The 17213-nt window shown below is 38.9% G+C and carries 12 protein-coding genes; 7 read left to right on the plus strand and 5 right to left on the minus strand.

Going from position 1 to position 17213, the window contains the following annotated elements; genetic code table 11:
* Positions 1–81 precede the first annotated feature (81 nt).
* The 3 genes from pepE to ACESMA_RS00815 all read right to left on the minus strand — a co-directional run bounded on the left by pepE (position 82) and on the right by ACESMA_RS00815 (position 2491).
* Positions 82–804 (minus strand): dipeptidase PepE, encoded by a 723-nt coding sequence (pepE, locus tag ACESMA_RS00805; RefSeq protein WP_372946839.1) that lies wholly within the window; start codon positions 802–804, stop codon positions 82–84.
* Between the two features lie 81 nt (positions 805–885).
* Entirely contained in the window at positions 886–1650 is a 765-nt protein-coding gene (locus ACESMA_RS00810; protein ID WP_372946840.1) for a creatininase family protein, read from the minus strand.
* A gap of 10 nt (positions 1651–1660) precedes the next feature.
* Positions 1661–2491 (minus strand): outer membrane beta-barrel protein, encoded by an 831-nt coding sequence (locus ACESMA_RS00815; RefSeq protein WP_372946841.1) that lies wholly within the window; start codon positions 2489–2491, stop codon positions 1661–1663.
* Between the two features lie 197 nt (positions 2492–2688).
* On the opposite strand from ACESMA_RS00815, the gene ACESMA_RS00820 reads away from it, so the two are divergent.
* The 6 genes from ACESMA_RS00820 to ACESMA_RS00845 all read left to right on the plus strand — a co-directional run bounded on the left by ACESMA_RS00820 (position 2689) and on the right by ACESMA_RS00845 (position 12195).
* A complete protein-coding gene (locus tag ACESMA_RS00820; protein WP_372946842.1) occupies positions 2689–4407 on the plus strand; it encodes a DEAD/DEAH box helicase in 1719 nt (572 codons plus the stop codon).
* 121 nt (positions 4408–4528) lie between these two features.
* Entirely contained in the window at positions 4529–6925 is a 2397-nt protein-coding gene (locus ACESMA_RS00825) for an ATP-binding protein (protein WP_372946843.1), read from the plus strand.
* An 86-nt stretch (positions 6926–7011) separates the two neighbouring features.
* The gene (locus ACESMA_RS00830; protein WP_372946844.1) at positions 7012–8358 is read left to right on the plus strand and encodes a sigma-54-dependent transcriptional regulator; all 1347 of its coding nucleotides are present in this window, start codon (positions 7012–7014) and stop codon (positions 8356–8358) included.
* 249 nt (positions 8359–8607) lie between these two features.
* Positions 8608–9570 carry a hypothetical protein gene (locus tag ACESMA_RS00835; RefSeq protein ID WP_372946845.1) on the plus strand — a complete coding sequence of 321 codons (963 nt, stop codon included), beginning with the start codon at positions 8608–8610 and terminating at the stop codon, positions 9568–9570.
* Positions 9571–9604: 34 nt separating this feature from the next.
* The gene (locus ACESMA_RS00840) at positions 9605–10564 is read left to right on the plus strand and encodes a DUF4382 domain-containing protein (RefSeq protein WP_372946846.1); all 960 of its coding nucleotides are present in this window, start codon (positions 9605–9607) and stop codon (positions 10562–10564) included.
* Between the two features lie 158 nt (positions 10565–10722).
* Positions 10723–12195 carry a M28 family peptidase gene (locus tag ACESMA_RS00845; protein WP_372946847.1) on the plus strand — a complete coding sequence of 491 codons (1473 nt, stop codon included), beginning with the start codon at positions 10723–10725 and terminating at the stop codon, positions 12193–12195.
* A 7-nt stretch (positions 12196–12202) separates the two neighbouring features.
* On the opposite strand, the gene ACESMA_RS00850 is transcribed toward ACESMA_RS00845, so the two are convergent.
* Together ACESMA_RS00850 and ACESMA_RS00855 are read right to left on the minus strand one after the other, a co-directional pair.
* Positions 12203–12850 carry a response regulator transcription factor gene (locus ACESMA_RS00850; RefSeq protein ID WP_372946848.1) on the minus strand — a complete coding sequence of 216 codons (648 nt, stop codon included), beginning with the start codon at positions 12848–12850 and terminating at the stop codon, positions 12203–12205.
* Between the two features lie 6 nt (positions 12851–12856).
* Complete coding sequence (locus ACESMA_RS00855) at positions 12857–14377, minus strand: response regulator (RefSeq protein ID WP_372946849.1); 1521 nt, start codon at positions 14375–14377, stop codon at positions 12857–12859.
* A 314-nt stretch (positions 14378–14691) separates the two neighbouring features.
* On the opposite strand from ACESMA_RS00855, the gene ACESMA_RS00860 reads away from it, so the two are divergent.
* Positions 14692–17142, plus strand: coding sequence for a T9SS type A sorting domain-containing protein (locus ACESMA_RS00860; protein ID WP_372946850.1), 2451 nt, complete (start codon positions 14692–14694; stop codon positions 17140–17142).
* The last annotated feature ends 71 nt before the right edge of the window (positions 17143–17213 follow it).

Here is a 17213-nt window from a genome sequence, read left to right on the forward strand (position 1 = left end):
AATTCCAGGCAAACAAAAACCAGCTTAAATTCAATCAAATTTAAATACAGGGTTATGGAAACACTAATTAACTGTTAAAATTTAGACCTGAAATCCATTTTTCATTAAAAAGCTGAAATCGTCATCGGATGAAAGTTCTACCGGTTCTTTTCCCTTTTTAAATATGCGGCACTTCCGGTCGCCAATTAGTTTCAGTTTCTCGTTTTTCAGTTTCAGCATGGTTCCTTCGCGCAAACCGGCCACAAATATTTCGGGATTCAATTCAATAAATTCTTCAATACGTTGCTCGCGGGTTTCGCCTGCATGTCCCTGTGCATTGGCATCAAGGTAGTGCGGATTAATCTGGAAAGGTACCAGACCAATGCACTCAAATCCGTGCGGATCGATGATGGGCATGTCGTTGGTTGTGCGTAAAGTAGGGCAGGCCACGTTGGCGCCGGCACTCCAGCCGATGTAGGGCGTTTCGTTAAAAGCTTTTTCCCGAATGGGATTCATCAGTTTGCGGTCGTGCATCATTCGAACCAATTGCCAGGTATTTCCGCCACCCACCACAATGGCTTCGGCATCTTCAACAGCTTTTACCGGGTCTGCAAAGGTGTGAATTCCAACTATGTGGTGACCCACTTCGGCAAAACGTTCTTCCACTTTATCACAATATTCATCAAACGAAAAAGTTACGGCAGCATAAGGAATAAACAAAGCTGTAACCGGGTTTTTACCAAGAAATTTCTGGATTTCGTATTTTGGGTAGTCCAGGTAGGATTCCCCTGCCATGGTTGAGTTGCTAATCAGTAAGAGTTTCATGTTGTTTCTGTTTTTTATTTATTCTCAAATAACAGAAATTCTGTGCGTTTAAGAAATGATAATTATTGGTTTTTGCACTTTTCATTCATACAAATCGTCCAAATTGCACGTGGCCAGCTCAGTTAAATACGTTGCAATTTTCGTTGTCACATCATCCAAAAACTTTTTACCTTTTTCATCTGAAGCTTTTTTCGGATTTCCTACACCGGTATCGTCCGAAACTTTATTCCACTGCCGGGGCGTCCAGGCTGTATTTTCATTCAGCCCTTTCAATTTGAATTTTTTTGCTTTCCCCTCGCCCGCTTCTTCCAGCGGCAATACCAACTCAGGAAAATAGTGCATAATAATGCTGGTTTCCATTTCGTTGGCATGGTCGCCGTCTTCCTCAAAATAATCGGAATTGGGAACCATTTTAAACCATTCGTTCAGGGCGATAAACATACCGGGAAACTGGGGTAAAATTTCGCGGATAATTGGTTTGAAATCATTTCCTCCATGTCCGTTCATCACAACAAGCTTTCGTATTCCCTGATTATAAAGTGCCCTGACAATATCTGTCAAAATCAGCAGTTGGGTGGAAGGACGCGTGTGTAGACAGAAAGCCATTTCAATCTGTCCGGGGTTTTGAACTCCCAGCGGTATAGCAGGAAGCACCATAACTTTAGCGCCTTTGTCCCAGGCTTTTTTAGCTGCATCGGCAGCAATACGGGCTGTTTCCAGCGAATCGGTCCCATACGGCAAATGGTAGTTGTGTGGCTCAGTTGCCCCCCACGGAAGCACTGCCACATCGTAATTCTGGTTTTTAATCTGTTTCCAGTTGGTTTCTTCTAAAATGTAAGGTCTCATAGCTGTAAATTCAAAAACTAATAAATGTAATTCCGAATGTTACCGGAGTAAGTTTCGGTCCTTTATCTTCCTTAAAAAGTGGTGTCAGTTCATAAGTTGCAAAAACATTTACCCAACGGTATCCGGTTCTAAACATCAAACCGTACTTAAAATCCTGTAAAGAATAATGTCCGGGTGTTTTCAGTTTTTCCTTTTTCCCGTCAATCCGGTATTTTATTTTGGTGTGGCTTCCCAAACGAATTCCACCAAAAGCTCCACCTGAAATATAAAGCCGGTTTTTATAATGATTTACAGGAATTTGAAATTCAGCAAGTAAAGGAACCATAAGCGAAACAACCGACAATTTCGATTTTTGATTTTGTTCGAAATAAAGGGTTTGAGGTTCAATTCTGCCATTCTCGAGCCGCTCGATGGTAGTATTGCGTTCAAGCCGGTAACTTTTTAGTTGCAAACCTAAGCCGGTAACCATTCCAATTGTATTACGATTTCGCTGAAATCCGATACTTTGCTGAAAAAAATTGAGATAGGTGGAATTGGAACGCAAAATGTCATTTTCCATAAATTCACTGGAATATCCTGAATAATCCGGATTAACAAACAAATTGAACCCAAAATCAACTCCTGCCCAATGACCTGAAAAATCGTCATCCCAAAAGTTAAATCCGCCATCCGTAAAATCCCGTATATTTATTTTCCGCAACAGTTTTTCCGGATCTTCATCAACCGGCACTATAGTATCGTTTTGCGCCTGCATACCAAAAGAGCTAAACATGATTGCCAATACTGCTAACGGCAACAGAATATGATAAGAAGTCAGTTTTATATTTTTTTTATTTTCCATACAATTCAACTGAATTAGTACAAAAATCAAACAAATGTAACGGATTTCAGTTGAAATTACTTTTACAGTGGTTTTAAAAAATGCAAAACCAGCCATCAGAATTATATATTTGTTAAAACATGAAAGAAAATGATATAAATCCCTGAAATACATTAAAAAAGGTTACCTTTGCGCCCACAAATTTTAGAGGTATTTACATGACATTATTCAACGAGATGGGCCTCAGCCCTGAAATTCAGCAAGCAGTTGAATTGCTGGGTTTTGAAACGCCCACACCCATCCAGGAAAAAACCATTCCTTTTTTACTGGAAAACAACACCGACATGGTAGCACTGGCACAAACCGGAACAGGAAAAACTGCTGCCTTTGGCCTGCCCATAATTCAACAGATTGACAATTTGGGAAATCACACTCAGGCATTAATTCTGAGCCCTACAAGGGAGCTGGCACTGCAAATTGCAAGCGATTTAAACAACTTTTCGAAATTCACAAAGAAAATAAATATTGTAGTTGTTTATGGCGGGGCCGACATTAAAAATCAAATAAATCAACTGGAACGGGGCGCATCCATTGTGGTGGGAACTCCGGGCCGCACACTCGATTTAATTAAGCGCAAAAAGCTGAAAGTAAACGAAATAAAATGGCTCGTACTCGATGAAGCTGATGAAATGCTTTCCATGGGCTTCAAGGATGATTTGGATGCCATTCTGGAAACTTCGCCTAAAGAAAAGCAAACCATGCTTTTTTCGGCTACCATGCCCAAAGAAATTGTTTCCATTGCCAATAAATATATGACCAATCCACACGAAATTTCGGTGGGGAAAAAGAATACCGGCGCCGAAAATGTGGAACATCATTATTACGTAATTCACGCAAAAGACCGCTACATTGCATTGAAACGAGTAGCAGATATCAATCCGAATATTTACGGAATAATTTTCTGCAGAACCCGCGCAGAAACCAAAGACGTTGCCGACAAACTGATGCAGGATGGTTATAACGCCGATGCGCTTCACGGCGACCTTTCCCAGGCACAGCGCGACCACGTGATGGCGCGTTTCCGTGGAAAACATTTGCAGATGCTGGTGGCAACTGATGTAGCTGCCCGTGGTCTCGATGTAACTGATCTCACACACGTTATCAACTACAATTTGCCTGACGACCCGGAGATATATATTCACCGCAGCGGACGCACCGGACGAGCCGGGAAAAAAGGTATTTCAGTAACTCTTATTCACCTGCGCGAAAAAGGAAAACTGCGCCAGGTGGAGAAAAAAGTAAACAAAACCTTCATTCAAAAAGCCGTTCCATCGGGCAAGGAAATTTGCGAAAAACAACTGTTCAGCCTCATCGACAAAATGGAAAAAACCGAGGTGAACGAGGCCGAAATTGGCCAGTTTATGCCGGTTATTTATAAAAAACTTTCGTGGCTCGAACGGGAAGACCTGATTAAACGTTTTGTTTCCATTGAGTTTAACCGCTTTTTGAAATATTACGAAAATGCACCCGACATCAATGTAGATGAATCGCGGCACAGTGGACGTGATTATGAACCGCAGGAAAGAGGAAGACGAGACAAAAGAGGACGCAGCGACCGCTTTGAACGAAGTGGCCGAAATGACAGGAACGACCGAAGTGACAGAAGCGACCGAGGTAGCAGGAAAAGAGGAGGATATGAATTTTCAAGGTTCTTTTTTACTCTCGGCAAGAAAAACGGAATTAACAAACGAACGATTATAGACCTGGTAAATGAGCATTTACCTGATAAAAGCGCAGAAATTGGAGCCATTGAGGTAATGAAAAATTTCTCTTTTTTCGAGGTGGATAAACGTTACGAAAAACAGGTGCTTAAGGCATTTTCAAAAGCAACATATAAAGGGCAGAAAATGGGAATTGACCTGGCCCGCGGAAAATAAACTGCCATTTTATTTTTTGCTTTCTCAAATGTGAATTAAAACTCAACAAAAAAAGATAGTTTACGTTTAGATAATCAAATCCACAGGTTTGGAAATCAGAAAATTGTAAATTACTGATTTGATGGCAAAATTAAGAATTGAAGTTCAGGTTACACTTTTGGCTGTTATTATTGCAGGTTCGGTAATTGCTACCGGGTATCTGGCCTATAAAAGTCTTTCAAACATTGTTTATTCTATACAACAGGAAACTACTCCCGATTATCAGCTTTTTATTATAAAAGACATTGCATCTGATTTGGCTGCAATCGAAAACTCAGTGCGTTTATATGTGCTCACCAACGAAGAACAAAACCTGAAACCCTACCACCAAACAGGTGAAGCAGTGCGCAATAAACTGAAAAATCTGCAAACCAATTATTCCACAGAATATGCCAGTGTTGTTGATTCCTTTCACAACCTGGCTCTCGAAAAACTCGATATCTGGCAGGGAATTCTTGATTTGCACAATTCATCATTAAATAATGAACCCACGTTCAGTGAAATTTATTCGCAACTTGAAGTAACACAGGTTGATACCATTATTACTGAAACCAGGGAAAAAGGTTTTTTAAAAGGAATTTTGGGGAAAAGAAAAGTAATTGTTGACACTTTACTGGTTGAAAAAAACCTGGAAAGAACCCAGCTACGAAATGAAATTCAGGATATTGAATCATCGATAAAAGAAAAAGATTCACAAATCAACATTCTTGAATCGAAATTAATTGAGCGGAATGGAGAAATCGGGAATAGCCTGAACCAGCTTGTCCAGTGGGGCGAGCGTTACGAATCAAATAAACGGATTTCAAAAATTGAAGAAGCGCACCGGCTGGCTCAAATCACGTACAAGCGGCTGGCCATGTTTTCGGCAGCCGCAATGGTTTTACTTTTAGCAGTTATTTTTCTGCTTTTCAACTACCAGCGTAAAGCACGCGCATACCAGCGGGCATTAAAAAAAGCCAAGGAAGAAGCAGAAAACCTGGCCCTCGCAAAAGAGCAGTTTGCAGCCAATGTCAGCCACGAAATGCGCACTCCGGTAAATGCCATTTACAGCATGGCCGAGCAATTGCAAACGCAGGGCCGGGGCGAATCGCACCAGAAACAGTTGGCTGTTCTGGCGCATTCAGCAAATCACCTGAAATCAATTATAAACGATACGCTTGATTTCTCAAAAATTCAGGCCAAAAAGTTATCGCTCGATGCAGTCCACTTTTCGCCGGCTTCGGTTTTTGAAGAAGTTGCCGGAGTGCAGGAAGCAGAAGCAAAAAATAAGGGAATTGAATTGATTTACAATCAAAAAAGTACACTCCCCGATGCCTTGCTGGGCGATCCGCTAAGGTTGAAACAAATATTAATAAACCTGCTTGGAAATGCTGGAAAATTTACCGAAACCGGAAAAGTTGAACTACATGTAAAAACTGAACCGGAAAGTGCAAAAAAAATATGGCTCCACTTCAAAGTTGCCGATACCGGAATTGGCATTTCCAAAGAAAACCAGCAAATTATTTTTGATGAGTTTGTGCAAACAGAAAACCTTTCCGGCAAAAAATACAGCGGGACGGGTCTTGGACTTGCCATTGTAAAAAAACTGGTGGAATTGCAAAACGGATCCATCTCAGTTGAAAGTGAACCCGGTGTTGGCACCACCATGTCGGTTTCAATTCCATATTTACCGGGCGAAAAATCTAAAATTGTTCACGAAACTTTTTTTGCTCCTGAAATTCCGGCACACTTTAAAAACCGAAAAGTTTTAATTGCTGACGATGAAGACTTTAACCGGTTTGTGCTGATGAACATTTTAGATAAATGGGGAGTAAAATACCAGGAGGCAAAAAATGGTGAAGAAGCGATTCACCTTGCTATGGAAAACAATTTCGATGTGATTTTTATGGACATGCGTATGCCGAAAAGAAACGGGCTGGAAGCTGCACAGGAAATCCTGAAAAAGAAATCTGATTCCTGCATTATTGCGGTAACAGCATCGGACCGGACGGCAGACCAGGAAGCCAGCAAAAAGGCAGGAATGGCGGGATTTTTAGTAAAACCTTTTTCCGAAAAAGAACTGTTTGACGTTGTTTCGCAGTTTTGGAATAACGAATTATCGGCCAAAAACGTTGATACTGTGCCCAAAATTAATCCGGATGAACTGGAAAAAATTGCTGTCAGCGATCCCGGATTTTTCAAAGAAATGGTTTTGCTTTACTTCAAAACTTCGAAAGACGGATTGAAAATCATGGAAAAAGCAGTGGCTGAAAAGAACTGGGAAACAGTTTCGGAAACTGCACATAAAATGGCTGCACCCACCAAACATTTTAAGGCTGAAAATCTTTACAAAAAACTAAAAAGCCTTGAAAACATATCGGAAACAAATGCTGATGAAAACGAAATTGCGGAACTATTTACTTCAGTAAAATCAGAAACAGCCGAAGTAATCGCTTTTTTAGAATTATATTTAACCAACTGGGAAATGAAACAAAAATGATTTTTCATTTTTTTGTGCCAAAAAAAAATGGCTATCTTCCAATCATTATTGCAAGAAAAAAGAAACAAGCTTAATTATTCCAAAAAATGGACGAGAAACCTTTCAGAATATTTGTAGTTGAAGACGACGAGTGGTATAACAGATTGCTCGTGCACAACCTTTCCTTAAATCCTGATTACGATATTGAATCATTCACAACGGGCAAAGAATGCCTCGATAATTTGCATAAAGCTCCCGATTTAATCACGCTTGATTACCGGCTTCCCGACATTAAAGGGCTGGAAATGCTAAAAAAAATTAAGGCCGAAAACGAAGATATTCAGGTGATTCTGATTTCAGAACAAAGCGAAATTGAGGTAGTGGTTGAGTTGCTTAAATTTGGCGCTTACGATTACATTGTAAAATCGAACGATATTCGCGAAAGGCTGCTAAACACGGTTCAAAACATCAGAAAAGGTGAACGGCTGAAACGCGAAGTCATTTCGTTGCGCAGTGAGGTGAAAAAAAAATACAGTTACCAGAATACTATCGTAGGAAATAGCGCTGCAATTCAGGAAATTTACAGTTCCATTGAAAAAGCCACACGCACCGGAATTTCAGTTACCATTACCGGCGAAACAGGTACCGGGAAAGAGCTGGTTGCCAAAGCCATTCATTACAATTCTTCACGATCAGACAAACCGCTTGTAGCAGTGAATGTGGCTGCAATTCCGCACGATTTACTTGAAAGCGAACTGTTTGGATTTGAAAAAGGAGCTTTTACCGGAGCCAATTACAGGCGCATTGGCAGGTTTGAGGAAGCCCACGGCGGAACTCTTTTTCTGGATGAAATTGCTGAACTGGATATAGCACTTCAGGCTAAATTACTGAGGGCCTTGCAGGAAAAGGAAATAGTGCGCATTGGAAGCAACAAGCCGGTGAAAACCGATTGCCGTATTATTGTGGCAACACACCAAAATCTGCAGGAACTGGTGCTGAAAAAAACTTTCAGGCAAGACCTTTATTACCGCCTTTACGGATTGCACATAGAACTTCCGCCATTGCGAAACCGCGGAAACGACGTGATTTTGCTTGCCAAACATTTTATGAATGGATTTTGCGAAGAGAACGGCATTCCGGCTAAAACTCTTTCCAAATCGGCAGTTGATAAACTATTGGCCTACAGTTTTCCGGGAAATATCAGGGAACTTAAATCAGTTATGGAACTGGCCATTACGTTGGCTGAAAACGACGAAATTACCAATGAACACATTGTTCTGGAAAACGAGGCACTTATGCCAGATATCACCGATCAGGAAATGACGTTAAAAGAATACAACCTCAGAATTCTAAAAAAATACCTTGAAAAATACAACAACAATACTTCGCTTGTGGCCGAAAAACTTGGAATTGGCGTGGCAACTGTTTATCGTATGATGAAAAAAACCAAATAATCCGGTTTAAGATTCCTCCAAAATTTGAATTCGACTTTATCATTTTGATAAACCTTTATCAAACAGATAAGATTTCAGACAATTATTTTAGAACATAAAAATCTGATTTAAAGGTCATTGCTCACGTATTTGCCAATTGGCACTTCAATTGGTTTAATATCCACTATTCCGGCAAAAAGGAATATTAAAAAACGAACAGTTTATTTTAAAAGCCGGTAAAATGTTAAACTAATTTGGGAGGAAAAAGCCATGGAAAAAGGTTTTGAAGAAGAAAAAAAGTCGAAAAAATGGGAAAAATCACTTCTCCGGAATATTGTTACCGGAGCAATTGTCTTGTTAATAGCCATTACAGGTTTCATTATCATCCTCAACAAGGATGCAAAAATCAGCGAGTTGTATGTTGAAAAAAACAATCTGAACTCGTTAATTGAAACCAGAGATTCTGTAATTAATGATCTGGATGGTACCATTAGCGAAATTGAGCAAAACATCACGTTCATTAAAAACAAACGCGGACAGCTTGAACTGGAACAGCAGGAAGGAAGTCCGGATCAGAAGGAACGGATTATTGAAGACATTGCGTTAATGAATACCATGCTGGAAGAAAGTGAGAAAAAAATTGAAGAGCTGAATGAAAAACTTGCCTCATCGAATGTCGATCTTGCATCATTCAGGAACAGGATTTCAAAACTCACCAGCGATTTGAAGGAACAAAACGAGGTGGTGGTGCAATTGCAACGCGAACTGGAGCAAAAAGATTTTCAGCTTGCAGAATTGGACATGAAAGTTACCGAAATGTCGCAGGAAATTCTGGTAATGTATGATTCCATAAGTGTTATGACCGATTCCATTGTGGATAAAACGGAAAAACTTCAACAATTGGATCACGAGCTTCATAAAGCTTACTGGACATTTGGTACATTTAAAGAATTGAAGGAAAACGGTGTGGTTACCCGCGAAGGTGGAATTCTGGGAATTCTGGGTAAAAACAAAACCCTCAATAAAGAAATGAATGACAATTATTTCACAGAGCTTGATATCAGAAACACGCAAACCATTCCACTTTATGCCAAAAAAGCAGAAGTAATTTCAGAACACTCCGACAGTTCTTATCGCTTCGTTTACCAGGACGATTTAATTGCATACCTGGAAATTGAAGACCCGAATGAATTTTGGAAATTAACCAAATACGCAGTAATTGAAGTGAAATAATAAATTTTTAAAACTTAATTTAAAAAAAGATACCATGAGAAGAAAAAGTTTTTTTATTGCATTATCGCTCTTGTTTTCAGTAGTTTTATTTGTTCAATGTACAAAAGATGATGACCTCGAAAATGCTGAAAAAGGAACGCTAACAGTAAAATTAACCGATGCTCCTTCAGATGATCTTAATGTTCAGGGCACATTTGTAACAGTTGCCGATGTAAAAATAGACGGAAAATCAGTGGAGGGTTTTACCAAACAAACCATTGAAATTTCGGCCTACCAAAATGGAAATACAAAACTGTTGCTAAGCGGTGATGTCGCCGCCAAATCATACAACCAGATAACGCTGGTACTCGACAAAGAAGCCGATGCTTCAGGCAATTCGCCAGGTTGTTATGTTTTAACTGAAGATGAGACAAAACATGATTTGTTTGCCGAAACGAATACATCCGGAGAAATTTCGGTATCAAAAGCATTTGAAGTTTCACAGGATACCGAAACTTCGGTTGTTGTAGATTTCGATTTGCGAAAAGCAGTGGTTCGGAACCAGGAAGGTTCTGGAAACAGCGATTATAAATTTGTTACCTCCGCTGAACTGCAAAATGCCATTCGTACTGCAATTATTGATGAATGTGGCGAAGTATCGGGAGAAATTGAAAACACCTTTGGTACCGATGCACAAACCTATGTATTTATATACAAAAAGGGTGAGTTTAATGCTTCGGCTGAAAGTGCCGGCAGCGGCGACAGTAATGTATTGTTTGCCAATGCAGTTACAAGTGCAAAAGTTGAGTCTGACGGAAGTTACAAACTCGCTTTCCTGGAAGAAGGCGATTACGAAATTCACCTGGCTTCATACGAAAAAACCGGTGAAAACCACTTTTCATTCCAGGGATTTTTAAATGCAAACAGCACCATAAATAATTTGCTTTTAAACAATATTTCAGTTTCAGCACAATCAAAAGTTAAACTGGATATTGAAATTTTAAGCCTGCTTTAATTTCCTGAAAACAATCCTTTTTGGCAAGTAATTAAATATCTGATTGATTGGGATTGAATATTGCTGAAAAGGCCGAAAGCTCCGGGAGTTGTCCCGGGGCTTTTTTTGTTTGAAGTTCAATTCATTTTTTTACTTTTGATTTTTCAAATTTGAAATTTATGCATCTCAAAAAACCTTTTCTTCTGCTTTTATTTACTGCTTTCCATTTTGCGGGTTTTACTCAGGAAACCAAACCTAATAAATTATTAAACACGTTCCATTCCATTTCAAGCCACGAAATACTTGAATTTGCAGAAGAATTAAGTGATGAAAAATACAAAGGCCGTTTGTCTGGCTCACCTGAATACCTGCAAGCTGCCAGGTGGTGCGCAGGTAAATTTGAAGATTTGGGAATTTTGCCAGCCAGCAACGGCAGCTACTTTCAATATTTTCCAAATGCATATTCCGAAGTGTATTCAACCGGAAGTTTTTCCTATACTGCAAAAGGCAATAAAAAAATTAACTACACTTTTCCTGAAGACTATTTTCCCGGATCCAATTCTGCGTCAGGTACAGTTTCGGGCGAGCTGGTTTATGTTGGATTTGGAATAACTGCCCCCGAACTGGAATACGATGATTATGAAAATGTAGATGTGAAAGGAAAAATCGTAATTATGGAATCGGGAACGCCTTATACTAAAAATGATTCCATCCTGGAAAAATGGACGCCTTATGCTTACCATCACTATAAATTAAGAAATGCTGTAAAACAAGGTGCAGCAGGACTTTTATATGTAGGCAAACTGGCCAATCCGAATACAGTTCACCTCGAAAACTTTGTATATGTTCATATTGATGAAAAGGTTGCTGAACAACTTTTTACCGATTCAGGAAAAAATTACAGTGAAGTAAAAAAGTCGCTCGGTGAAATGAAGCCGGTTTCATTTGCGTTGAATCCAAATCAGGTTGTCAACATTTCTGCTGAAACCAAACATTTTCCTGATGCTGAATCGTGCAATGTGGTTGGAATGATTGAAGGCGTAGATCCGGTTCTTAAAAATGAAGTCATTATTATTGGCGGGCACCTCGACGGGCAAGGCTATTTGGGGGAAGTTTTCCCATCGGCGCTGGACAATGCATCGGGTGTTGCCGATATTTTAGGGGCTGCAAAAGCGCTGGCTAAATCTGAAATTCGGTCAAAACGCTCAGTTCTTTTCATTTTGTTTGGGGGTGAAGAATGTGGATTATATGGCAGCACCCACTATGTGAAAGATCCGCTGTTTCCAATCGAAAAAACGGTGATGATGATAAACCTGGATATGGTGGGCAACGGAACGGGATTTTTTGTTTCGAACGGGAAAAGTTTCCCCGAACTTTTTGATCATTTTGAAACGGCAAATGAAAAATTTTTACATCGCGAACTGGCAGCTTCTGAGCAACGTAAAAACTTCGGACGTCCACGTTCAGATGCTTCGTTGTTTGAAAATGCCGGAATAAATACTTTTTTACTTTGGACCCGTAATTCGGTGTTTCCGGTTTATTATCACCATCCACTGGATAAAACGGATGTGTTGACTCCTGAAATAATGGAAGATGCGGCAAAATTACTTTACCTGGGAGTTTTGGGAGTAGCCAATGATGAAAGCTTGTAAAATTTTTCTATTGAAGCTGAATTAATCCTTCCTTAATGGCATATTTTACCATGTCGGCATTGCTTTTGAGGTCAAGCTTTTCAAAAATATGCTGTTTATGGGTACCCACAGTTTTTACACTAATGAATAATTTTTCAGAAATTTCACGGGTCGATTTTCCTTCAGCATAAAGTTTCAGTACTTCCAACTCCCTTTCAGAAAGATCCATCTGGCCATCAGGATGCTCATCTTCCGGATCGAGGTAGCCCTGAATGACCATTTCTGTAATATCATCGCTCAAGTATTTTTTACCCGAAATTACAGATTGCACGGCATCAATAAGTTGGCGGTAAGTACAGTTTTTTAACAGGTATCCATCGGCCCCGGCTTCAAGTATTCCTTTAACAAACTGCCTGTCGGAATGCATAGAAACTGCAATGACCTTTATTTTCGGATTTTCCTTTTTTATAATTCGAGTGGCTTCAATACCATTCATCACCGGCATACCAATGTCAATTAAAACTACATCGGGTTTTAGCTTTTGAGACTTTTCAGTAGCTTCTTTTCCGTCTTTTGCTTCGGCTATAACATCAATGTCGGGAGCCGAAGAAATTAAGTTCACTAACCCTTCTCTGAAGAGTTGATGATCATCTGCAATTAATACTTTTGTTGCCATATTTTTTTATCCTTCGCTCGTTGGTATAATTACTGTTGCCTTCGTTCCTTTTCCTAAAACTGATTTAATTTCGAGCCGACCTTTTATACTGTCAAGCCGTTCGGTTATACTTAACAAACCAAAACCGCCATTCAGGTAACTCTTTTTATTCGTTTGCTGTTTAAAACCAATGCCATTATCGCGTACTGAAATATAGTAATATTTTTTCTCTTTTTTTACTTCCATCTCTACCAAATCTGCCTGCGAATGTTTTATTACATTGTTGAGTAATTCAGCTACAATACGATAAAGAAAAATATTAAATTCTTTTCTTATTCCAATTTTATGGTCTTCGCCAATTAGTAAGGTTTGCAAACCATGTTTTTCTTCTAATTCTTCAAGTTTCCACTTAAAGGCCGGAATCAAACCCAGTTCATATAATATTGGCGGACTAAGGTCATACGTTAAAGTGCGCGATTCTGAAATGGCTTTATTGAGTAAATCTGAAATTTCGGTAATTGTTTTTTCTACGTGGGGCGTAAATTCTTCATTAACAATAGAAGAAAGTTTTATGAAAGCAAGTGAAAGTGTTTGACCAAGGCTATCATGAAGGTTTTCAGCTATTCTTCTTCGTTCTTTTTCCTCAACCAGGGTAATTTCGGTATTCAGATTCTTGAGCTTTTTCTGGTAATTTTTAATTTGCACCAGGCTTTTTTTCAGGGCAATTTCGGCTTGTTTCCGTTTGGTATCGTCGTAACACACACCCCTGAACCCAAAATACTTGTCATTTTTATCAAATATCGGGAACCCGCTTACCGAAAGCCATTTTTTATCCTGATTTTTTACTTTCAGCTCAATTTCAATATCCTTAAAACTCGATTTATTCTGAAAACTTTCTTCTAGTACCGATTTTTCAACTTTCACAGGTTTAAGCTGAAAAAGTGATATATAACTTTCTTCACCAATAATATCTTCAGGATTTACTCTGAGAATTTTTTCAATTACCGGACTAACATAGGTAAAAATTCCGTTCGAATCCAGTTCCCAGTAAAATTCAAGTGCATGCTCAGATATTTGAAGAAATCGCTCTTCACTTTGCATGTATTTTGTTGTCTGATCTTTAATTAAAACTTCCAGGCTTTCATTTCTTTTCCGAAGTAAATCTTCTGCTTTTTTAATACGCAGCACCACATCAATCTGAGCGCGAAGTTCATCCTGACTAAAAGGTTTCGAAATAAAAGCATCGGCACCTGCATTCAGCCCTTTGGTACGCTCCATGGGATTCTGCCCCAAAGCCGAAATCATTAAAATGGGAATATGCCGGGTTTGTGAATTGTTTTTCAAATAAGTACAAACTTCGTAACCATTCATTTCAGGCATTAAAATGTCGAGTAATATTATTTCAGGTTTTTCTTTTAGTACCATTTCAATACCTTCTTTTCCAGAAGTTGCCTGCAAATAAGTGAAATCTGAATAATACAGTTTTATTATTTGATTTAACAATACTAAATTTATTTCATTGTCGTCAATTGCAAGGATTTTTTTCATCTAAGCGCCTCCGAGTTGATTTAATATGTTTGATACAATATATTTAAACCTATTGAATATTAACAACTTCAACAAATACAAATGTATTGTTTTTTTGCGAATGAAATGAATCTCTACCGGAAAAAATATGATGAATGAGGATGTATTACCAAGGTCTTTACTAATAATCAACTACTTAAACTGATAAGATATCAGTAATTTGCTGATACGATTTCAGCATATCTCACCTTTTTAAATCAGCAATGAATTTTTTCAGGATGTTCCTGCATGCTTTACTTTAGCTACTGTTTTACAAACCTTAATTTCGAAATACGATGAAGTGGACGCTTCAATTAGTCCTTCTCATTGCTTTAGTTGGCAATGTGAGGGCTCAGGAACGCTTAACGGAAACTGTTGCCCAAAGCGAAAACCTGATAAATATAGCTCTTGATGAGGTAAAAAAAACATTCATTGCGCCTCCTGAAAAGTTTAACCAGTTAAAATCGGCAAGAACTTCTCAATCAACAATTAAGGTTACCTATTACAACTTTCCTGAAGAAGCCAAACAGGCCTTTCAATACGCTGTTTCTATCTGGGAATCACTTATAATTTCTTCAGTGCCCATTCATATTGATGCACACTGGGAATACATGAATGAAAATATTCTTGCGCAAGGCCGTCCGGCAGTTTTTTTCAACAATTTTAACGGAACTCCCCTTCCAAACACTTATTACCCTGTTGCTTTGGCCGAAAAATTAAGCAACAAAGATTTGAACCCTGGCAACCCGGACATTATTTGCCATTTCAATAATAAATACAACTGGTATTTTGGTACCGATGGAAATACACCGTTAACACAATATGATTTTGTGAGCTCTGTGCTTCATGAAATAACACATGGACTCGGTTTTTCCGGATTCCTTAAAGGCGCAGATGGAACAGGATTTTTTAACAACAATAATAATCTGCCCAGCATTTACGACCATTTCATTTTTAATAACCAAAACCAGAAAATTGCAGATAATACCTTGTTCAAAAGTCCATCAAAGGAATTGCACGGACAACTTACATCAGACAACCTGAAGTTCTGCCAGGAAGGTTCAGCAAGCCAGGTGAGTACTGTTGACTGGATTTATGCACCGTCTGTTTGGAACGAAGGTTCGAGCATTTATCACCTTAAAGGATATTCATACGGTGAAGAAAACAGCCTGATGACTCCTTCTGCCCGTAAAGGTGAAGCCATTCATAATCCGGGTGAAATTACTATGGAAATTCTTTCAGAATTAGGTTGGAGTTCGGTTAAATTTGATTTTAAACCCTTTAAAGACAGTGAAGAAGCAGTGGCCGAAATTCCTGTAAAAATGGGAGTAATTTCTGAATCTGACGAAGATTTTTCAAGTGTAAAAATTGTTTATTCTACTGATAACTTCTCGTCAACCAAAATTGCAGAATTGAAACAAACCGGAACAGCCTATAATTTTGAAGGAAACCTTCCTCTTGAATTTATTTCCGGCAAAATTCAATATTTTATTGAAGCAAAAACATCTAAAGGCCGTGTTTTCAGGAACCCGGCAGAAGCACCTGCAAAAAATTTTACATTGCGCATTGGACCAGATTACTATGTGCCAAATCTTTTTCACAATCCGGTTAAGATTGTTGCCGGAACAGTGCCTGAAATAGAGCTGTGTGCTGAGGCAAATGATAATTTGGGCGTTAAATCAGTAACTGTTGAATATAAAATAAACGGCGTTTTGCAAGAACCTTTTCAGCTCGAAGATAAAGAAAATGAACTTTATACCGGCAAGTTGCAGTTTCCTGAACAGGTTGGAGTGACTGACATACTGGAATACCGTTTAACAGCTATTGATAACTCTTCGAGAGGAAACAAAAGGTCATTCCCAGCAATGGGTTTTCAAAGGGTGGAAATTTATTCAGCATTCGAAGCAGTAACCGGATATTTTACCGATTTTAACGAAGCCGATAACGATTTTGTAGTTTCCGATTTTAGTATTTCAAACTTGAACGGTTTTTCAGGCAACCTCCTGCACACCCAAAATCCTTATCCGGTTTCGGCACTTGAGCATGAAAAATACAACCTGGTGGCACAGCTAAAATACCCGGTAATTATTCAACCTGAAGGCCAAATTTCGTTCGATGAAATTGTTTTGGTTGAACCTGGTACACGCGAAACTGAACCGCAAAACTGGGATTTTGTGGTTGTGGAAGCGAGCAAGGATGGGGGAAAAAACTGGTTGCCGGTTACAGAACAATATGATTCGGGGATAAATGATACCTGGTATTCTGCCTTTCGTAATAGTTTTTCGAACCACACATCCGAAGCCACACCTCACGAAAGTATGTTTGTAAATCGCACAATTAACCTGACCCGGAATACGGGTCTTGAAGCCGGTGATACAGTACTTTTCCGTTTCAGGCTGGCTTCCGACAACTTGGTTAACGGCTTTGGATGGGCTATCGACAACCTTAAAATTCAGGAGTTGAAAACCGGCACTGAAGAACTTTTTGCAAAAGGCAGTTACCAGGTTTATCCAAATCCGGCCAAAAATCATTTGTTTATCGAATGGTCTGAAATAACAGAAAATGAACCGGTTGAAATTATTCTGAGTGACTTGTACGGAAAAACAATTCGGCACGAAACAGGAATTGAAACATTTTATACGTCAAAAGCAGAAATAGATTTGTCGGGAATTAGCCCCGGAATTTACCTGGTAAACATTAGCAACGGAAAAAGCATAGTTGCTACCAGCAAAATTGTAAAAAATTAGTTTGTTTTTATATACAATTGAATATCAAATAAATAATTTAAAATAATAAAAAATGGGAACTTTATTGATTT

The organism is Mariniphaga sp., from assembly GCF_041687215.1.
Classification (GTDB): Bacteria; Bacteroidota; Bacteroidia; order Bacteroidales; family Prolixibacteraceae; genus Mariniphaga.